Consider the following 20,580-nt stretch of genomic DNA (forward strand, 5'->3'; position numbering starts at 1 on the left):
CGCTCAGCCGAAACGGGACAGCGCACCCGTCATGACCTCCGGATCGACATTGCCGCCGGAAGCGACTGCGATCACCGTTTCACTCTCCAGTTCATCGCCATGGAAGAGGGCCGCCGCCAGGGCCACCGCCCCACCGGGCTCAACGACGATCTTCAGCCGGTTGAAGGCGAGAACCATTGCCCGCAGCGCTTCCTCTTCAGTCACGGCGATGCCTTTCCCGCAAAGCCTAACCATGATCGGGAAGGTAATGTTACCGGGCTGCGGCGTAACGATCGCATCGCAGATCGAACCCGAGGTCGTGGCGTTCCGCTCGATCTTGCCCGAGGCAAGAGAGCGTGCCACATCATCGAACCGCTCCGGTTCCGAAGTCCTGACCTTATAGTTCGGTGCGTTCGCTGCAAGCGCAAGGGATATGCCGGATGTAAGGCCACCGCCGCCGCACGGCACCAGGATCTCGGCTGAATCGATACCCAGTTCCGCGCCCTGTTCAGCAATCTCCAGCCCCACAGTCCCCTGCCCGGCAATGACCAGCGGTTCGTCATAGGGCCTGATCAGCGTCAACCCGCGCTCGCGCGAAATGCGGTCCCCAATGGCATCGCGATCCTCATTCGCGCGGTCATAAAGCACCACCTCCGCGCCATAAGCACGGGTATTGTCGATTTTGATCTTCGGCGCATCCGTCGGCATGATGATGACGGCGGGAACGCCGTGGAGGCTGGCGGCAAGCGCCACGCCCTGCGCATGGTTACCGGAGGAAAAGGCGATGACACCTTTGGCGCGGACCTCCGCAGGCAGGCCTGAGACGGCCGACCAGCCGCCACGAAACTTGAAGGAACCCGTTCTTTGCAGGCATTCAGCTTTTACGAAGAGCTTTCGCCCGGCAATCTCGTCCAGAAAAGGTGATGAGAGAAGCGGCGTCCGAACCGCTTGAGTGCCGATGCGCTCCCTCGCGGCTTCTATCATCGAAATATCAGTCATGTCCTGCCCCTATAATGCGGATGTGCAGGCACCTTATGAGGTCACACGCATTTACGAAACTGCCCGAAAAGAAAAATCCCCGGACGTGGCCGGGGATTCTGGTCGTGTGATCAATGATTGTGCCGGGGCATCTTCTCGGCAATGCGGCGGAAATCCGCAGCGCCTTCCAGAACCGCGCCGTCCGAAAGCTGCGTTACCGACTGACGATAAATGCGCTGCCAGGGCGTCGCATCCGCGGGAACAGCGGGAATGCCGTCTGCCTTGCGGGCTGCAAGCTCCTCATCCGGCACCAGCACGTTACACTCGCCCTTGTTGAAGTCGATGCGGATCACATCGCCCGTGCGAATCCACGCCAGGCCACCGCCGGCAGCACTTTCGGGCGAGGCGTTGAGAATGGACGGACTGTCCGCCGTTCCCGATTGCCGGCCGTCGCCGATCGTCGGCAGGCTGGTGATTCCTTTTTTCAAAAGCGCATCCGGCGGCTGCATGTTGACCACCTCGGCCGAACCCGGCCAGCCAAGCGGCCCGGCACCACGAATGACGAGAATGGTACGCTCATCAATATTGAGGGACGGATCATTGATGCGGGCGTGATAGTCTTCCGAACCGTCAAAAACCACGCATCTGCCCTCGAAAATTCCCTCGTGCCCCGGCTCGTTGAGATAACGCTGCCGGAACTCCGCCGAGATCACGCTCGTCTTCATGATGGCGAAATCGAACAGATTGCCCTTGAGAACCAGGAAACCTGCCCGTTCCTTCAGCGGCTTGTCATAAGGAAGGATTACATCTCGGTCGGTCGATTCCCGACCTTCCAGATTTTCCGCCACAGTTCTACCGGTCACGGTCCGACAGCTTCCATCGAGCTTGCCCGCCTGCAGAAGCTCCCACATGATGGCGGGCGTGCCGCCGGCGCGGTGATATTTCTCGCCGAGCCATTTGCCGGCCGGCTGTATGTTGGCCAACAGCGGAATATCGTAGCCGTGGACCTGCCAGTCCTCTTCACGGAGTTCAACGCCCGCATGTTTTGCCATGGCCGCGAGATGCGGCTGGGCATTGGTAGAGCCACCGATCGCCGAGTTGACGCGGATCGCGTTCAGGAAGGCTTCGCGCGTCATGATGTCCGAGGGCTTGATATTCTCAACAACCAGTTCGACGGCGCGGCGGCCGGTGCGATAGGCCATCTGGCCGCGTTCACGGTAAGCGGCGGGGATTGCACCGCAGCCGGTGAGCGACATGCCGAGCGCTTCCGCGATGGCGTTCATGGTCGACGCCGTGCCCATGGTGTTGCAATGCCCGACCGATGGCGCGGATTCCAGCGCCGCCTGCAGAAACTCCTCCCGGGTGATTTCGCCAGCGCCATATTTGCGGCGCATGCGCCAGATCACAGTGCCGGAACCGACCAGATCGCCCTCATGATAACCGTCGAGCATCGGCCCGCCGGAGAGCACGATGGCCGGAATATCGACCGTGCTCGCCGCCATCAGTGCCGAGGGCGTGGTCTTATCGCAACCCGTCGTTAACACGACACCGTCGAGCGGATAACCGTAAAGCACTTCCACGAGGCTGAGATAGGCAAGATTGCGGTCGAGCGCTGCCGTCGGGCGCTTGCAGTTTTCGAACATCGGATGGGTCGGGAATTCGATAGGAATACCGCCCGCGTCACGGATGCCGTCGCGCACACGCTTCACCAATTCCACATGGACGCGGTTGCAGGGCGTAAGATCGCTGCCGCTCTGGGCGATGCCGATCACCGGCTTGCCGGAACGCAGTTCTTCCGGCGTTACGCCATAATTCATGAAGCGCTCCAGATAGAGCGCCGTCATGTCGAGATGATCAGGGTTATCGAACCAGTCCTGCGATCGCAGCCGGCGCATGGGTGTCTTCTCGTCGCTCATAAGCCTGCCTCAGCCCTGTTCGCGGTTGTTGAGTTTTTCGAGGTAAAGCAGGATGCCGCTGTGATCGATATCGGCACCGCCGTCACCAACGAAGTCGTCGAATTCCCGCGTCACCTGCTGCGTAAGCGGCAGGGTAAGCGACAGGTCCTTCGCCGTTGCCAACACGCCATTCAGATCCTTGAGCTGGAATTTGGATGGACCACCCGGCACGAAATTGCGCTTCACCATGCGTTCGCCATGCAATTCCAGTATCCGGCTTTCGGCAAAGCCGCCACGTATGGCATTGCGGAAACCTTCGCGAGAGGCTCCTCCCGCTTCCACCAGCATCATCGCTTCGGCAACCGCGCCGATCGTAATGGCGACGATCTGCTGGTTGGCGAGCTTGCAGAGCTGGCCGGCACCCGAGGGACCCACATAGGTGAGCCGGCCCATCGGTGCAAAGACATCAGCAAGATCCGCGATCAGCGCCTCGTCTCCACCGGCCATGATGGCGAGCGTACCGGCCGTCGCGCCCGGCACACCGCCCGAAACCGGTGCATCGACGTGATGGATGCCAAGCGCCTGAAGCCGGGAGGAGTGTTCACGCGCGATCGGCGGCGCAATCGAGCTGCTGTCGATGACGACAGCCCCCTTTTTCAGCGCTTCGGCCACACCGGCCTCGAACAGCACCTCGCCCACGGCCTTGCCGTCACTCAGCATGGTGATGACAATATCGGCGCCCTTGGCTGCATCTGCCGGCGATGCCGCGACGACCGCGCCATCGGCAACAAGAGCCTCGGCCTTATCGACACTGCGGTTCCAGACCGTGACCGAAAAGCCCGCACCCAGCAGGCGCCGGGCCATCGGCCCTCCCATCAGGCCGGTGCCGATAAAGGCGACCGAGCGCTTCTTCTCCTCCCCGCCGCCACTCATTTCAGTGAACCTCCCAGTTCGTCCTCAATATGAACCTGAATAATCTCTTCGAAGGAGCTTTCGGCCGTAAAGCCGAGTTCGCGGGCACGCTTGGCTTCGAAACCGGGCGCCCAGCCTTCGCACATGCGCATGATCATCTCGTTCGGCTCGCGACGGATGAGGGCGACGGCCTTTTCCCCCGCCACCTTGCGCAGTGCCTCAATCTGTTCGCCGACGGTGGCGCTGAGGCCCGGCATCGACAGGTTGCGGCGCGGGCCGACCTTTTCGACGTCGATCGTGGCACCATGAATAAGGAAACCGACCGCGGAACGCGGCGAGGCGTGCCAATGGCGAATGCTTTCCGGCACCGGCAGAACCGCCTCCTGGCCAACCAGCGGCTCGCGCAGGATATTGGAGAAGAAGCCGGAGGCAGCCGCATTCGGCTTGCCGGGACGAATGCAGATAGTGGGAAGGCGAATGCCGATGCCGTCAAAGAAACCGCGGCGGCTGTAGTCGGACAGGAGCAATTCGCAGATAGCCTTCTGCGTACCGTAGCTGGTCAGCGGCGTGGTGTGGAATTCGTCCGGGATCGGATAGGGAAGCGGCGCACCGAAGACGGCAATCGAGGAGGTGAAGACCACGCGCGGCTTGTAGCCATCCTTGCCGTTGGCAAGGCGGATGGCATCGAAGAGATAACGCGTGCCGTCGAGATTGATGCGGTAGCCCTTGTCGAAATCGAGTTCGGCTTCGCCGGAGACGATAGCGGCAAGGTGGAAGATGACATCCGGACGGGCTTCGACCAGCTTTTCGGCTTCGCCAGGTGCGGAAAGATCGGCCGCGCGCGCATCGACGGCACCGGAAAAACCGGCGGGCGCTTCGGGCTGGAACACGTCGATAAGCGTGAATTTCTCCACCGCCTTGCCACCCAGTGACCCGTCCTTGACGAGACGCTGCGTCAGCTTGCGGCCCACCATGCCAGCGGCGCCAATAATTGCGATATGCATGTCTTCCTCCTCTTTGTCCCGGTCGTTCTCCCGAGACCGAAAAAACATCATCAGCCAACCGACCGATAAATTAGCTTGTAAGGTTGTCTGATAACCTTATATGATCGAGTTGAAAATAGTATTTTTTCACAAACCGGCAAAAGCAAGGGCGAAGAAGCCTTGCCCGGACATTTCAGGGCGGATTGAGCGGAGAGGGTGGAATGACGATCGTCAGCGAATACGATATCGGGGAATTGCGATTCTCGCTGAAGAACAGGTTGGGCGAGGCTTTGGTGCTCACGTCGCCGGAGGACATGCTGCGTTATTGCCGGGACTGGCATGGCGACGTCACCAGTTCGGCTGTAGCCGTGATCCGTCCCCGGTCGACGGAGGAAGTATCTGATACGGTGCGCGCCTGCGCCGAACTCGGACTCGCCATCATCCCCCAGGGCGGCAATACCGGTCTTGTACTCGGCGGCATTCCTGACGCGCCCAAACGCCAGGTCGTTCTGAGCCTCGAGCGCATGAACGCCATCCGCACCATAGACAGCGACGATTTTTCCGCCGTCGTGGAAGCGGGCTGCATTCTCTCGGAATTCAAGGACGCGGTGCAGGACAAGGGTATGTTCTTCCCGCTATCACTTGGGGCCCAGGGTAGCTGCCGTATAGGCGGTAATGTCTCCACAAATGCCGGCGGCATCAATGTGCTGCGGTACGGGATGACGCGCGAACTGGTCCTGGGTCTCGAAGTGGTGCTACCGGATGGCACTATCTGGAATGGGCTGTCGACGCTGCGCAAGGATAATCGCGGCATCGACCTGAAGCAGCTTTTCATCGGTGCGGAAGGAACGCTCGGCATTATCACCGCCGTTGCCGTCAAGCTTTACCCCAATCCGGAACACGTCGAAACGGCGCTGCTCGGCCTCAATTCGCTTGACGATGCCATCAAGCTTTACCGTCGCGCCCGTCGCGAATGCTGCGACCTGATGTCTGCCTTCGAATTTATGCCGCCGGTCGCCTTCACGCTGGCGATCGAGGCAATCCCCGACCTTAAAATGCCGATCGCCGGTGACTACCCGGCCTATGTGCTGATGGAAATTTCAGGCTCCGGCCTGGTCGACACCGCAGACCTGATGGGCCGCTTCCTCGAAGGCGTCATGGAAGACGGGCTGGTGCTGGATGGCGTCATCGCATCGTCACGGGCGCAGGCGCAATCGCTTTGGCTATTCCGCGAAGGCATGAACGAAGGCCAGGCGCTGCGCGGCAGCCATATGCGCACCGATATTTCCGTACCGCTGTCAAAACTCGCGGCTTTCGTGGCCGAAGCTGAAGCGGAACTGGCGGAAAAACTGCCGGAGTGCCTCGCTGTTTCCTACGGCCATGTGGGAGACGGAAACGTCCACCTCAACGTACTGCCGCCTAACGGCTCGACGCCGGAAGAGCGCGAAGCATTCATCTACAAGTCCAAAACGCTCGTCAATGACGTCCTCGACCGTTACGTCGGCAGCATCAGCGCCGAGCACGGCATCGGCCGGTTGAAACGCTCGGATTTCGAAAGCCGGCTATCTGATGTGCAGCGGCGGATGATCACTGGCCTGAAAAACACCTTCGACCCTGATTTGCGGATGAATCCCGGTTGCCAGATAACCCTGCAACCGGATAGCTAATCAAGGTACGGCAGAGGCGGCTGAAAAACGCCGCCTTAAAAAACCCCGCTGACGGCGAAGGAGGAAGTCGTCTGCAGCGGGAAAAACGAACCAATCGTTTCTGTGGAACGGGAGCAACCATGACGCTGGAGTTCAATCAGATACATCGCAACGATCATCTCCCCGGCCGCATCGCCGCAGAGATCGCACGCGAGATCAACGATTCGAAACTCGGCCCGGGCGACAGGCTGCCGACTGAACATGTGCTGGCAAAAACCTTCGGGGTGAGCCGCTCGGTCATCCGCGAGGCGATAGCACAATTGCGCAATGAAGGTTTCGTCGAAACCCGGCAGGGCGTGGGCGCATTCGTCACCGATCCCCGGCAGAGACTATCCATCCGTATCGAGCGCTCCCGGCTGAACGATCCGGAGAACTTCCGCGATCTTTTCCAGCTTCGCATGCCGCTGGAAATAGAAGCAGCAGGGCTGGCGGCATTGCATCGTAGCCCGCAGCAGTTGGCGCGGCTGGCCGCGGCCCTGGAAAAGATGAAAACCGCCGATGATTGGTCGACGGAAGGCGTTGCCGCCGATCTGGACTTCCACCGTATTCTGGCTGAGGCCACACAAAACGAATATTTCCTGATGTTCCTCGGCTTCATTGCGGAGCGGATCAGTTCCGCCATCAACATCGCTTTCTCCCGGGCGGTCTTTGGGGAAATTCTAGAGGTAACGATTGCCGAACATGTGGCAATTTACGAGGCCGTGGAAAAAGCTGATGCGCCCGCGGCCAAGAACGCGATGCGCAAGCATCTGATTGGTGCGGCAAGCCGCGTCAATCTGGAGCTGGATATATTTTGACTGGAAAAAAGGCATTGGCAGTCAAGCTATAGGACAGGTTTCCGCGGTTCATGAGCGATACATGATAAATTTGTCCGCGAGACCGCTAGACTCGCTCGAAAAGTCATACTAAGAAGAATAAGATTAGGTTGTCAGACATCCAGACAATAAGACCGCAGGAGGCGGCCTGTCGGAAGTCTGAAAGGGGAGGATATACATGGCCAGCGTAAGGTCGATTGACGCTACCGCAATTTTGCCTGAGGATTATGAAAACGCTTTGCTCGTCGGCCGCGTCTGGTCGAAAAGCGAAGGCGGCCCCTGCCCCGTCCTCCTCAAGGATGGCGTGCTTTATGACCTCACATCTGTTTCTCCGACCATGTCAGAGCTTCTGGAGAAGACCGACCTGGTGGAGCAGCTCAAGGACACCGGTACTTTCGTCGCCTTAGGCGCGCTGGACGCGTTTCTGGACGGCTCAGCCGGCGAACTCCTCGCTCCCAATGATATTCAGGCCGTCAAGGCCGCAGGTGTCACCTTCGCCGACAGCATGCTGGAACGCGTAATCGAAGAGCAGGCCAAAGGCGATCCGCTACGTGCGCAGGAAATTCGCGGACGGCTTGCGCCGGTTCTCGGCGACAATCTCAAGGGACTTGAGGCCGGCTCAGAAAAAGCCGCCGAGGTGAAAAAACTGCTCCAGGAAATGGGCCTCTGGTCGCAATATCTGGAAGTGGGCATCGGCCCGGATGCGGAAATCTTCTCCAAGGCGCAGGCCATGGCCTCCGTCGGCTGCGGCGCCCTGATCGGCGTCCATCCCAAATCGCAGTGGAACAACCCTGAGCCGGAAGTGGTGTTGGCCATCACCTCTGACGGTCGCATTGTCGGCGCGACGCTCGGCAACGACGTCAACCTGCGCGATTTCGAAGGTCGCTCCGCCCTGCTGCTCAGCAAGGCGAAGGACAACAATGCCTCCTGCGCAATCGGCCCGTTCATCCGCCTGTTCGATGGCAACTTCAGCATCGAAGATGTGAAGAAGGCGCAGATTTCGCTGCTTGTCGAGGGCGAAGACGGCTTCACCATGACGGGCGTCAGCCCCATGGAGGCGATCAGCCGCACGCCGGAAAACCTTGCCTCGCAGCTCTTGAACCGTAACCACCAATATCCTGACGGCGCAGTCTTTTTCCTTGGCACGATGTTCGCGCCGGTAAAGGACCGCCATGGCCCAGGTCTCGGCTTCACCCATTCAAAGGGTGACCGTGTCGAAATCTCCACGCCCAAGCTCGGTAAGCTGATCAACTGGGTCACGACGACTGACGAATGCCCGGAATGGACGTTCGGCACCGCGGCACTGATGCGCAACCTGGCGAAACGAGGGCTGCTCTAGATATTTCTTCGGGAGGGGAAAATGCAAAAGACCATCAATCTCTTTTACCGGATTCTCGAAATCATTCTCGTCGCGCTGCTTGCCGGCATGTCGATCATGGTCTTCGTCAACGTCGTCATGCGTTACACGATGAATTCCGGCATCAATGTGTCGGAAGAGCTGTCACGCTATTTCTTCGTGTGGCTGACCTTCCTCGGCGCGGTGCTGACCTTCCGCGAGAACAGCCATATGGGCATTGAAACGCTCGTGATGTTTCTGTCGCGCCGCGCCCGCATCGTCTGCATGATCATCTCGAACATCATCATCCTGGCCTGTTCCGCCATCTTCTTCTGGGGCACCTGGAAACAGTCCGGCATCAACGCCAGCATGCACGCGCCGGTCACCAAGCTCTCCATGATCTGGGTCTATGGCATCGGCATGTTCACCGGCGGCCTGATGTTCGTCATCGCGCTGGAACGCCTGTACCGCCTTCTGACGGGCCGCGTGACGGAAGACGAAATCGCCCAGTTTGCGGGCGAGAACCTGACGATCGAACAGCTTTCGGAGCGCTGATACCATGACACTTTTCGTTTTTGTCGGCTCTCTTCTGGGAGCCATGGCCATTGGCGTTCCCGTCGCTTTCTCGCTGATGTTCTGTGGCGTCGTGCTCATGTGGTATATGGGCATGTTCAACACCGCGATCATTGCGCAGAACATGATCTCGGGCGCAGACACCTTCACCCTGCTTGCCATCCCCTTCTTCATCCTCGCCGGCGAACTGATGAATTCCGGCGGCCTGTCCCGCCGCATCATCGACTTTGCGATCGCGCTGGTCGGCCACATCAGAGGCGGCCTCGGCATCGTGGCCATCGTCGCGGCCATCATCATGGCCAGCATCTCCGGTTCGGCCGCAGCCGACACCGCAGCGCTCGCTGCAATCCTCATCCCGATGATGGCGAAGGCCGGTTACAACATTCCGCGTTCCGGCGGCCTCATCGCAGCCGGCGGCATCATCGCCCCGGTCATCCCGCCGTCCATGGCATTCATTGTCTTCGGTGTCGCCGCCAACGTCTCGATCACCCAGCTCTTCCTTGCCGGTATCGTACCTGGCATCCTGATGGGCGCATCGCTCATCATCGCATGGCTGATTGTCGTGCGTAAGGACGACGTCAAGCCGCTGCCAAAAACCACTGCCAAGGAACGCGTTACAGCCACGGCTCGCGCCGGCTGGGCGCTCGGCATGCCCGTCATCATCCTCGGCGGCATCAAGGCCGGCATCATGACGCCGACGGAAGCCGCCGTCGTGGCTGCCGCCTATGCCCTTTTCGTCGGCATGGTGATCTACCGCGAACTGAAGCCGGCGGACCTGTTCCACGTGCTCCTGCGCGCCGCAAAAAGCACCTCGATCATCATGTTCCTTGTCTGCGCGGCGCTCGTCTCCGCATGGCTTATCACAGCTGCGAACATTCCGAACGAAGTTGCCGGTTACATCGAGCCCCTGATCGACCGGCCGATGCTGCTGATGGCCGTCATCATGGTGCTGGTCTTCGTCGTCGGCACCGCGCTTGACCTGACGCCAACCATCCTGATCCTGACGCCAGTTCTGATGCCTATCATCAAGCAGGCAGGCATCGACCCGGTCTATTTCGGTGTTCTCTTCATCATCAACAACGCCATCGGCCTGATTACCCCGCCGGTTGGCGTGGTGCTGAACGTCGTCAGCGGCGTCGGCCGCATCCCGCTCGGCAAGGTCACGATCGGTGTATGGCCGTTCCTCGTCGCCGAAACCATCGTGCTGGCGCTGCTGGTGATTTTCCCGGACATCGTCCTCGTGCCTTTGCAGTACCTTCGTTAATCGAAACTTTTTCTCGACCACAATCCAAGGGAGGATATTATGAGAAAGCTTCTTCTGACCACCACGGCAATCGCTTTCGCCGTTGGCGCCGCCGCGCCGGCAATGGCAGAATTCAACAGCCGCAACATCCGCGTTTCGAACGGCATCAACCAGGATCACCCTGTTGGCAACGGCATCAAGGCCATGCAGGCCTGCCTTGACGACAAGTCGGGCGGCAAGCTGAAACTGACGGCATTCTGGGGTGGCGCTCTCGGCGGTGACCTTCAGGCGACACAGGCCCTGCGCTCCGGCGTTCAGGAAGCCGTCGTCACGTCGTCCTCGCCGCTCGTCGGTCTCATCCCGTCGCTGGGCGTCTTCGACCTGCCGTTCCTCTTCGCCAATGCCAAGGAAGCCGATGCCGTTATGGACGGCGCCTTCGGCGACATGATGAACAAGAAGCTGGAAGAACAGGGCCTCGTAAATCTGGCCTACTGGGAAAACGGCTTCCGCAACCTGTCGAACTCCAAGCATGCCGTCAACAAGTGGGAAGATTTCTCGGGCCTCAAGGTTCGCGTAATGCAGAACAACATCTTCCTCGACACCTTCCAGAACCTCGGTGCAAACGCTACGCCGATGGCTTTCGGCGAAGTGTTCTCGGCGCTCGAGACCAACGCGATCGACGCGCAGGAAAACCCCTATGTGACGATCGACACCTCCAAGTTCTACGAAGTGCAGAAGTACATCACGGAGACGAACCACGCCTACACGCCGTTCCTCTTCCTCTTCTCCAAGCCGATCTTCGACAGCTACACGCCGGAAGAACAGGCAGCCCTGCGCGAATGCGCAGTCGTGGGTCGTGACGAAGAGCGCAAGGTCATCCGCGAACTGAACCAGAAGTCGCTGGAAAAGATCAAGGCTGCCGGCCTCGAGGTGAACTCGCTGTCTGCCGAAGAGCAGGCGCGTATCCGCGAAAAGTCGATGGTCGTTTACGAAAAGCACAAGGCTGAAATCGGCGCCGACGTCGTTGACGCCGTTCTGGCGGACCTCAAGAAGATCCGCGGCCAGTAAGCCTTACAGCCTACGATGAAAAACACCCGGAGGTTCGCCTCCGGGTGTTTTTGTTTGTGAGGACAGTCAATAGAAAAAGGCTGCCGAAGCAGCCTCTCAGTTCACGCCGTGCGGTTTTGCCGGTTGGCGATGAGGTCCTCGACGACAGCAGGATCAGCGAGCGTCGACGTATCTCCCAGCGCACCAAAATCATCCTCGGCGATCTTGCGCAGGATGCGCCGCATGATCTTGCCGGAACGGGTCTTCGGCAGGCCGGGCGCGAACTGGATCTTATCGGGTGTCGCAACCGGTCCGATCTCGTTGCGCACGTGTTTTACCAGCTCTTCGCGCAGCGCATAGTCGCCGTTCTGCCCCGCCATCAGCGTGACATAACAATAGATGCCCTGCCCCTTGATCGGATGCGGATAACCCACCACGGCCGCTTCCGAAACCTGATGATGCGACACCAGCGCCGATTCCACCTCGGCCGTGCCGAGACGATGACCGGAAACGTTCAGCACGTCATCGACGCGGCCGGTGATCCAGTAATAACCATCCTCATCGCGCCGGCAGCCATCACCGGTGAAATACTTGCCCTTGTAGGTGGAGAAGTAGGTGTCGATGAAGCGCTGATGATCGCCATAGACGGAGCGCGACTGGCCCGGCCAGCTGTCGATGATGCAGAGATTGCCGTCCGCCGGCCCTTCCAGCACATTGCCTTCGGCATCGACAAGCTGCGGCTGCACACCGAAGAACGGCCTTGTCGCCGAGCCGGGTTTCAGATCGGTCGCACCCGGCAGCGGCGAGATGAGAATGCCGCCGGTTTCCGTCTGCCACCATGTATCGACGATCGGACTCTTGTCCTCACCGACCACATGGTAATACCACTCCCATGCTTCCGGGTTGATCGGCTCGCCCACGGTGCCGAGAAGACGGATGCTGGAGCGCGACGAGCGCTGGACGAACTGGTCACCCGCACCCATCAGCGATCTGAGCGCTGTCGGCGCCGTATAGAAAATATTGACCTTGTGCTTGTCGATGACTTCCCAGAAACGGCCCTGATCCGGAAAATTGGGAACACCTTCGAACATCAGCGTCGTCGCGCAATTGGCCAGCGGTCCATAGACTATATAAGAGTGTCCCGTGACCCAGCCGACATCGGCCGTACACCAGTAGACCTCGCCATCCTTGTAATCGAAGACATATTCATGCGTCATCGACGTATAGACGAGGTAGCCGCCCGTGGTGTGCAGCACGCCCTTTGGCTTGCCGGTAGAGCCCGACGTATAGAGGATGAACAGCGGATCTTCCGCGCGCATCTTCACGGGCGGGCAATCCGGTTTCACCGTGGCGATTTCCTGGTGGTACCAGATGTCGCGGCCCGGCGCCCAGCCGGTCTTGCCGCCGGTTCGGCGAACGACCAGAACCTTGTTGACAATGACATATTGCTTGGCGGCGATATCGATCGCCTTGTCGGTATTTTCTTTCAGCGGTATCGGCTTGCCGCCGCGCACACCTTCATCGCAGGTAATGACGAAGGTCGACTGGCAGTCAACGATGCGGCCCGCCAGCGCTTCCGGCGAGAAGCCGCCGAAGACGACCGAATGGATCGCCCCGATGCGCGCGCAGGCAAGCATCGCATAGGCTGCCTCCGGTATCATCGGCATATAGATGGTGACGCGGTCGCCCTTCTTGACGCCGTGCTTCTTCAGCACATTCGCCAGACGGCAGACGTAATCATAAAGCTGGTTATAGGTGATCTTCTTGTCGATATAGGGGTTATCGCCTTCCCAGATGATCGCGGTGCGCTCGCCATGCGTCTTCAGATGCCGGTCGATACAGTTGTAGGAGACGTTGGTGAGGCCGTCCTCGAACCACTTGATTGGCACCCTGCCCTTGAAGGACGTATTCTTGACCTTGGTGTAAGGCTTGAACCAGTCGATCCGACGGCCATGCTTGTCCCAGAATTTTTCTGGATCCTCGACGCTCTCCTGGTACCATTTCTGGTAACGCTCATTGTCGATGAGCGTGCGGGCTTTCGCCGACTTGAGCACCGGGTAGATTTTGGCAGACATGAACTCCTCCTGGAACCGGGTATGGCTTCTGACGCGGCCCGAGACTCCCACCTCAGGCATGTGTTGAATTCATAGCAGGTCAATTGCGCACGGCAATTAGACAAAGGTCATTTGTTTCGCAAAGAATTGCAATTATGATGCAATCCGGTTATAGAGCGGCAATATCCCGGAAATCAGTGGTTGATACCACGCCCGCGACACCGGCGCGGACGGACAGAAGGACTGTATCTATGGCTCAACAATTGCTCATGCCAAAGGCAACGGCTGTATGGCTGGTTGACAACACCGCGCTGTCGTTCGATCAGATCGCCACGTTCTGCAAACTGCACCCGCTTGAAGTCAAGGCAATTGCCGACGGTGAAGCCGCGCAGGGCATCAAGGGCCTCGACCCGATCGCCACCGGACAGCTTTCCCGCGACGAGATTGCCCGCGCTGAAGCCAATCCGAACCATAAGCTGAAGCTTTCCGAGCCAAAGGTGCGCGTGCCCGAATCCAAGCGTCGCGGTCCGCGCTACACGCCGGTTTCCAAGCGTCAGGACCGTCCAAACGCCATTCTCTGGCTCGTTCGCAACCACCCGGAACTGAAGGATGCGCAGATTTCGCGTCTCGTCGGCACCACGAAGTCGACCATTGAGCAAATCCGCGACCGTACCCACTGGAACTCGGCAAACCTGACGCCGATGGACCCGGTCACACTCGGCCTCTGCAGCCAGATCGATCTTGACCTCGAAGTTGAACGCGCCTCGCGTGGCCGTCCGCTGCCGTCCGCCGAAGAGCTGGACAATACACTGCAGCCGGCGACGGCAACGGAAGGTCTGGATTACAACTTCCAGCGCGAAGAAGACGAACAGATTGACGCCGATGCAGTCTTCAAGAAGCTCTCCTCGCTGAAATCCACGCAGAAGGATGAAGACGAGGACGATCAGTACTGATCGACGTTTTCGAATGCTCGAAACCCGGCCTGAGTGCCGGGTTTTTTGTTTATGGCCTTATCGTGTGCCGAAGATCGCCGAGCCCACACGAACACTGGTCGCGCCGAATTCGACGGCCGTTTCGAAATCACCGGACATGCCCATGGAGAGTTTTTCTAGGCCACATTGCTTGGCAAGCTTCGCCAGCAGCGCAAAATGCGGACCGGGATTTTCATCTGCCGGCGGAATGCACATCAGCCCCTCGACAGCCAATTTCAACTCATCCCGGCAAAGGGCCACGAAAGCGATGGTCTCACGCGGATCGATGCCCGCCTTTTGCGGCTCGAGCCCGGTATTGACCTGCACATAAAAACGAAGGCTGCGGCCTTGTTTGCTGCATTCCTCGGCAAGCGCGCGGGCGATCTTTTCGCGGTCGACGCTCTCGACGACATCAAACAATGCCACGGCGTCCGCAGCCTTGTTGGACTGCAACGGGCCGATCAGATGCAGTTCTATGCCATCAGTCTTCTCTTTCAGCGCCGGCCACTTGCCCTGCGCTTCCTGCACGCGGTTCTCCCCGAACACGCGCTGGCCGGCATCGATGACGGGCTGGATCGCCTCCGCTTCGAAGGTCTTCGATACCGCGACGAGGGCAACATCTGCCGCCTTGCGGCCGGATTTTTCCGCCACATCCGCAATGCGCTGCCTGACATCCTGAAGTCGTGCTTCGATTTCCATCACAAGACCTTTTTTAACCGTTCGAACCGCTAACTAGACGCCGATTGCCTTGATGCCAAGCGGCTTTAGCACCATTTGAGGCACGCTGGCCAAGATTGAACGTCCGAACCCCCCCGCCAAACTTGACGCCCCGGTCGTTTCATGGTGAAGGTCAGCGCACATTTTTCCCCTCGATACCCGGAATTTTAGACAATGGCCATCGAACGTTACAATCCTCGCGACGCCGAGCCGCGCTGGCAGCAAAAATGGAACGAAGACAAGGTCTTCGTGACAGACAACAGCGATCCGCGTGAGAAATATTACGTTCTAGAGATGTTTCCCTATCCGTCGGGTCGCATCCACATGGGCCATGTCCGCAACTATGCCATGGGTGACGTCGTCGCCCGCTACAAGCGCGCCCGCGGTTTCAATGTCCTGCACCCGATGGGCTGGGACGCCTTCGGTATGCCTGCCGAAAACGCCGCCATGCAGAACAAGGTTCACCCCAAGGACTGGACCTACCAGAACATCGCCACCATGCGCGGCCAGCTGAAATCCATGGGTCTGTCGCTGGACTGGACACGCGAATTCGCGACCTGCGACGTGGAATATTACCACCGCCAGCAGGCGCTGTTCGTCGATTTCATGGAAAAGGGTCTGGTCTATCGCAAGCAGTCCAAGGTCAACTGGGACCCGGTCGACCATACGGTTCTGGCCAACGAGCAGGTGATCGACGGCCGTGGCTGGCGCTCCGGGGCGCTGGTCGAACAGCGCGAGCTGACGCAATGGTTCTTCCGCATCACCGATTTCAGCCAGGACCTGCTGGACGAGCTGGACACACTGGATCAGTGGCCGGAAAAAGTGCGCCTGATGCAGAAGAACTGGATCGGCCGTTCCGAAGGCCTGTCACTGCGCTGGCAGACCGTTGCTGGCACTGCGCCGGAAGGCTTCTCTGACATCACCGTCTATACCACACGCCCCGATACGCTGTTCGGCGCCTCCTTCCTGGCCATTGCCGCCGACCATCCGCTGGCGAAAGAACTGTCGGAAAAAAATCCTGCGATCGCCGAATTCTGCGATGAATGCCGCCGCCATGGAACCTCTCTGGCCGCGCTGGAAACGGCTGAAAAGAAAGGCATCGATACCGGCGTCAAGGTCGTCCATCCGCTGGATCCGACCTGGGAACTGCCAGTCTATGTCGCCAACTTCGTGTTGATGGATTACGGTACGGGCGCGATCTTCGGTTGCCCCTCCGGCGACCAGCGCGACCTGGACTTCGCCCGCAAATACGGCCTGCCGGTCGTGGCGGTCGTCGCCCCCGAAGGCCCGGATGCGGAAAGCTTCACGGTCGATGACACCGCCTACACCGACGACGGCGTGATGATCAATTCCGGCTTCCTGAATGGCATGAAAACGACGGATGCCTTCGAGGCAGTCGTGCAGAAGCTGTCGGCGCAGACGCTGGGCAACGCGCCTCAGGCCGAGCGCAAGGTCAATTTCCGTCTGCGCGACTGGGGCATTTCCCGCCAGCGTTACTGGGGATGCCCGATCCCGGTCATCCATTGCGAAGTCTGCGGCGTCGTGCCGGTTCCGAAAAAGGACCTGCCCGTCAAGCTGCCCGACGATGTGACCTTCGACGTGCCCGGCAACCCGCTGGATCGCCACCCCACGTGGCGTCATGTCTCCTGCCCGCAATGCGGCCATGACGCGCGTCGTGAAACCGACACGATGGACACCTTTGTCGATTCCAGCTGGTATTACACGCGCTTCACCGCGCCGTGGGAAGATGCACCGACCGATCCGAAGGTCGCCAATCACTGGCTGCCTGTGGATCAGTATATCGGCGGCATCGAGCACGCGATCCTGCACCTGCTCTATTCGCGCTTCTTCACCCGTGCGATGCGCGAAACAGGTCATGTCGATGTCAAGGAACCCTTCAAGGGCCTGTTCACCCAGGGCATGGTGGTTCATGAGACCTACAGCCGTGGTGAAGGCACTGCACGCGAATGGGTGCCACCTGCAGATCTGCGGATTGAGGAAACCGACGGCACACGCCGCGCCTTCCTGCTGTCATCAGGCGAAGAGGTGAAGATCGGCTCGATCGAGAAGATGTCGAAGTCGAAAAAGAACGTGGTCGATCCCGATGATATCATCGCATCGTACGGCGCCGATACCGCACGCTTCTTCGTGCTTTCGGACTCGCCGCCGGATCGTGATGTGATTTGGTCCGAATCGGGCGTCGAGGGCGCGAACCGCTTCGTACAACGCGTCTGGCGCATCATCGGTGAAGCTGCCGAGGAGCTGAAATCCGTCAGGCCGAAGCCTGCAACCGAGGGTGAAGGGCTGGCGGCCTCCAAGGCGGCCCACAAGACGCTGAAGGCTGTTCAGGAAGATCTGGACAAGCTCGCCTTCAACAAGGCCATTGCCCGCATCTATGAACTGGTCAACGCGCTCGCCGGTCCGCTTGCGGATGTCGCTGCGGGCGGCAAATCCGACGACGTCAAGGCAGCAGCGCGTGACGCCGTCGAAATCCTGATCCGCATCATCGCCCCCATGACGCCACACCTGGCGGAAGAATGCTGGGCGGCGCTGGGCAATGAAGGCTTGGTGGCTGAAGCGTCATGGCCGACCTTCGTGCCTTCGCTGGTGGAAGAAAACGATGTGGTCATGCCCGTGCAGGTCAATGGCAAGAAGCGCGGTGAATTGACAATCGCGCGCGATGCGGATCAAGATGCGGTCCGCGCGGCTGCCCTTGCTCTGGATGCCGTCAAATCTCTTCTTGCCGGCGGCGAGCCCAAGAAAGTCATCGTGGTTCCGCAGAGGATTGTGAACATTGTTGTCTGACGTTTTTTCGAGATGGAGCCGCGTCGCGGCAGCAATTTCCGTCGTGATGATGGCTGGTCTTCTGGCGGGCTGCCAGGTGCGCCCGCTCTATGGCGAGGCTTCCGGCACCAAGGAAAGGCTGGCGGCCGTCAGCGTCTCCGATATCGGCGGCAGAGTTGGACAGGAAGTTCGCAACCAGCTAATCTTCCTTCTGGCTGGCGGCGCTGGGCAGCCGACGACGGCGCAATATAACGTCAAGGTTTCGGTCAGCTCGAGCGCTTCCTCGACAGAGGTGCAGAATTACGACCTAACCACACGGACGAACAACAACTACGACGGGCCGTATCCAGGCCGTGTCATCATGAGCGGCCAATACGTGCTGACGCGCATTTCCGACGGTCAGATCCTGCGCTCCGCACGCCGCAGCGTGACGGCGCAGGTGGATCTGCCACAGCAGGAATTCGCCAAGATCCGGGCGACCCGCGACGCCGAAAACCGTGCGGCGCGCGAACTTGCCGAAATCATCCGCACCGACATCGCCGCCACCCTCGGCCGCTGAGAGCGGCGGCCGTGGCGGAGATAAAGTCCCATGAATTCGAGCGCTTCGCCGAGAATCCGGCGGAGCGCTTTCGCGTTTTCGTACTCTACGGGCCGGATCGCGGTCTCGTATCAGAACGCGCAACCCTCATCGCCAAAAAGACGGGGATAGATCCCGACGACGCTTTTGCGTCGCTGAAATTGACTGCGTCCGATCTCCAGGGCGACCCGGGGCGTTTGCTGGATGAGGTGAACGCCATTGGTCTTTTCGGCGGCGAGAAACTTGTCTGGATCAAGGGCGCGTCAGCTGAAAAGGCGCTGGTGGATGCCCTCCAGATTCTGGCGGAAACGCCGCCGGAAGCGAGCTTTCTCATCATCGAAGCAGGCGACATCAAGAAGGGCACGGGGCTGCGCAAGATCGCGGAACCGGCTCGATCCATCGCAGCCATTCCCTGTTACGCGGACGATGCGCGCGCACTGAACGCGTTGATAGACCAGGAACTTTCGGGCGACAATTTGCGTATCGCGCCTGCCGCGCGGCAACGGCTTATCGAATCGTTGGGGGGCGACCGTATCGCTTCACGAAACGAAATTCGCAAGCTGGCACTTTATTGCCGCGGCGCAGAGGTAATCGAGGAAGACGATGTCCTGGCCATCATCGGTGATGCCAGTACGGTTTCAACCGATGACGCCGTTGACGCCATCCTGAAGGGTGACAGAAACGCGTTTTTTCATGCCACTCAGAAGATCATTTCTTCCAAGACGCCGATCTTCCTCGTGCTTCAGGGGTGCCTCAAGCAATTCCAGCTGCTCGATCAGATGCGCGCCGAGATGGACGAGAAAAAGCAGCAGGCCGGTCAGGTCATGCAGACGCTTGGACGCCATATCCATTTTCGCCGGAAACCGGTCATCGAAAGAGCGCTACGCACATGGCAGCCAGCGGCGATCGCGCGCGAGATGAACCGACTGCAGGCGGCCATCCTGCAAAGCCGCCAGCGTCAAAGTCTGGAGGAAAGCGTGGCCCTACTGACACTATTATCCACCACGCTGCAATCCGGCCGCGGCGGATAAACAAAAGCCCTCGTGCAGACGAGGGCTTTTCAAATGTTAGTGCGAGACCGTCGCAAATCTGCGGTCAGTCGCCCTTGCCGGGCTCAGCAGAGAAATAAAGCTCCAGCTTGCCTTCGACACCATCCATTTCCTTGGCTTCCGGCATCGGGTCGCGCTTGATGGTGATGTTCGGCCAGATCGCGGCATATTCCGCATTGAGCTTCAGCCACTTGTCGAGACCCGGCTCCGTATCGGGTTTGATGGCCTCGGCAGGACATTCCGGTTCGCACACACCACAGTCGATGCATTCGTCGGGATTGATGGCGAGGAAATTTTCGCCCTCGTAAAAGCAGTCGACAGGGCAGACCTCAACGCAATCGGTATATTTGCAGCGGATGCAATTGTCGGTCACGACATATGTCATGATGAACTCCAGAATATGCAGGCCGGGTCTTTGGGCTTCGGAACACAAGCCGTCGCCCGGAATTCAGACAGGGCAATTTCGCAAGTGACGTAATGCCTTTGCTTGCAGATAGCAAGGATAAACAATTCTGAAAAACGGGGCTGACTTGGAGGTTTATTCTAATCTGTACTGCCGTCGCTGTCGGACAGAAACCTGTCGAGCGCTCTGCGCTCCTTTTTCGTCGGGCGTCCGCTGCCCGGCTGGCGCATTGCCTGCTCAAGGAGTGTCAGCCTGTCGGAAGGCTCCTTCGGCGGCGTCTGATCGTCATAGAGAAGTCTGGCTTCTTCATAGGGGCCGCGCCGCGTCCCGCCCGACTTCACCACCACGACCCTGTCCATCCGCTCGAAGCTTATTTCCAGCCTGTCGCCGGGCTTCACCGCATGACTGGGCTGGCGGACGACGACGCCATTGATCTTCACCTGTCCCGACTGAACGTAGCTCTGGGCGAGCGAACGGGATTTAGCCATGCGGGCAAAGAACAGCCACTTGTCCAGACGCTGGCGCGTGCTTTCCAGTGGCTGTTCGCTGTTTCCCATA

18 protein-coding genes are annotated in these 20,580 nt (G+C 59.4%); 10 read left to right on the forward strand and 8 right to left on the reverse strand.

Annotated elements, in window-relative coordinates; genetic code table 11:
* Nucleotides 1–3: 3 nt before the first annotated feature.
* The 4 genes from BTN45_RS12605 to denD all read right to left on the reverse strand — a co-directional run bounded on the left by BTN45_RS12605 (nt 4) and on the right by denD (nt 4,768).
* Nucleotides 4–978, reverse strand: coding sequence for a threonine/serine dehydratase (locus BTN45_RS12605; RefSeq protein WP_207588145.1), 975 nt, complete (start codon nt 976–978; stop codon nt 4–6).
* A 110-nt stretch (nt 979–1,088) separates the two neighbouring features.
* Entirely contained in the window at nt 1,089–2,873 is a 1,785-nt protein-coding gene (locus BTN45_RS12610; protein ID WP_207588147.1) for an IlvD/Edd family dehydratase, read from the reverse strand.
* 9 nt (nt 2,874–2,882) lie between these two features.
* Entirely contained in the window at nt 2,883–3,785 is a 903-nt protein-coding gene (locus BTN45_RS12615) for an NAD(P)-dependent oxidoreductase (RefSeq protein ID WP_004444009.1), read from the reverse strand.
* A complete protein-coding gene (gene denD, locus BTN45_RS12620) occupies nt 3,782–4,768 on the reverse strand; it encodes a D-erythronate dehydrogenase (RefSeq protein ID WP_006698295.1) in 987 nt (328 codons plus the stop codon). Before denD ends, BTN45_RS12615 begins: the two co-directional genes overlap by 4 nt.
* A gap of 200 nt (nt 4,769–4,968) precedes the next feature.
* On the opposite strand from denD, the gene BTN45_RS12625 reads away from it, so the two are divergent.
* From BTN45_RS12625 to BTN45_RS12650, 6 genes are all read left to right on the forward strand, one after another.
* Nucleotides 4,969–6,414: an FAD-binding oxidoreductase gene (locus BTN45_RS12625; protein WP_207588148.1), complete on the forward strand. Its 1,446-nt coding sequence runs from the start codon at nt 4,969–4,971 to the stop codon at nt 6,412–6,414.
* A 119-nt stretch (nt 6,415–6,533) separates the two neighbouring features.
* Nucleotides 6,534–7,250: a FadR/GntR family transcriptional regulator gene (locus BTN45_RS12630; RefSeq protein WP_035207984.1), complete on the forward strand. Its 717-nt coding sequence runs from the start codon at nt 6,534–6,536 to the stop codon at nt 7,248–7,250.
* Nucleotides 7,251–7,446: 196 nt separating this feature from the next.
* Nucleotides 7,447–8,607, forward strand: coding sequence for a fumarylacetoacetate hydrolase family protein (locus tag BTN45_RS12635; protein ID WP_207588150.1), 1,161 nt, complete (start codon nt 7,447–7,449; stop codon nt 8,605–8,607).
* 21 nt (nt 8,608–8,628) lie between these two features.
* The gene (locus BTN45_RS12640) at nt 8,629–9,159 is read left to right on the forward strand and encodes a TRAP transporter small permease (protein ID WP_004444021.1); all 531 of its coding nucleotides are present in this window, start codon (nt 8,629–8,631) and stop codon (nt 9,157–9,159) included.
* Between the two features lie 4 nt (nt 9,160–9,163).
* The gene (locus BTN45_RS12645) at nt 9,164–10,441 is read left to right on the forward strand and encodes a TRAP transporter large permease subunit (protein WP_207588152.1); all 1,278 of its coding nucleotides are present in this window, start codon (nt 9,164–9,166) and stop codon (nt 10,439–10,441) included.
* 39 nt (nt 10,442–10,480) lie between these two features.
* Nucleotides 10,481–11,488, forward strand: coding sequence for a TRAP transporter substrate-binding protein (locus BTN45_RS12650; protein WP_004444024.1), 1,008 nt, complete (start codon nt 10,481–10,483; stop codon nt 11,486–11,488).
* Nucleotides 11,489–11,589: 101 nt separating this feature from the next.
* Here BTN45_RS12650 and acs read toward each other — a convergent pair whose 3' ends face one another.
* Complete coding sequence (gene acs / locus BTN45_RS12655; protein WP_004444026.1) at nt 11,590–13,542, reverse strand: acetate--CoA ligase; 1,953 nt, start codon at nt 13,540–13,542, stop codon at nt 11,590–11,592.
* Between the two features lie 230 nt (nt 13,543–13,772).
* On the opposite strand from acs, the gene BTN45_RS12660 reads away from it, so the two are divergent.
* Nucleotides 13,773–14,474, forward strand: a complete 702-nt coding sequence (locus tag BTN45_RS12660; RefSeq protein ID WP_045533429.1) for a DUF1013 domain-containing protein — start codon at nt 13,773–13,775, stop codon at nt 14,472–14,474.
* A gap of 57 nt (nt 14,475–14,531) precedes the next feature.
* Here the strand turns inward: BTN45_RS12660 and BTN45_RS12665 are convergent, their stop codons facing one another.
* Nucleotides 14,532–15,191, reverse strand: coding sequence for a YggS family pyridoxal phosphate-dependent enzyme (locus BTN45_RS12665; protein WP_072495178.1), 660 nt, complete (start codon nt 15,189–15,191; stop codon nt 14,532–14,534).
* A 192-nt stretch (nt 15,192–15,383) separates the two neighbouring features.
* On the opposite strand from BTN45_RS12665, the gene leuS reads away from it, so the two are divergent.
* Genes leuS through holA form a run of 3 tightly spaced genes read left to right on the forward strand, consistent with a single transcriptional unit; the run spans nt 15,384 to nt 19,601 of the window.
* On the forward strand, nt 15,384–18,014 hold the full coding sequence (gene leuS, locus BTN45_RS12670; protein WP_207588154.1) for a leucine--tRNA ligase: 2,631 nt from the start codon (nt 15,384–15,386) through the stop codon (nt 18,012–18,014).
* A complete protein-coding gene (gene lptE / locus BTN45_RS12675; RefSeq protein WP_006698300.1) occupies nt 18,007–18,552 on the forward strand; it encodes an LPS assembly lipoprotein LptE in 546 nt (181 codons plus the stop codon). Before leuS ends, lptE begins: the two co-directional genes overlap by 8 nt.
* 11 nt (nt 18,553–18,563) lie before the next feature.
* Nucleotides 18,564–19,601, forward strand: coding sequence for a DNA polymerase III subunit delta (gene holA / locus BTN45_RS12680; RefSeq protein ID WP_207588155.1), 1,038 nt, complete (start codon nt 18,564–18,566; stop codon nt 19,599–19,601).
* Between the two features lie 64 nt (nt 19,602–19,665).
* Here holA and fdxA read toward each other — a convergent pair whose 3' ends face one another.
* Complete coding sequence (gene fdxA / locus BTN45_RS12685) at nt 19,666–20,004, reverse strand: ferredoxin FdxA (protein WP_004444038.1); 339 nt, start codon at nt 20,002–20,004, stop codon at nt 19,666–19,668.
* Nucleotides 20,005–20,162: 158 nt separating this feature from the next.
* Entirely contained in the window at nt 20,163–20,579 is a 417-nt protein-coding gene (locus BTN45_RS12690; protein WP_004444041.1) for an RNA-binding S4 domain-containing protein, read from the reverse strand.
* Between the last annotated feature and the right edge of the window lies 1 nt (nt 20,580).

The sequence above is a fragment of the Rhizobium sp. ZX09 genome (assembly GCF_017357485.1).
Lineage (GTDB): Bacteria > Pseudomonadota > Alphaproteobacteria > Rhizobiales > Rhizobiaceae > Agrobacterium > Agrobacterium pusense.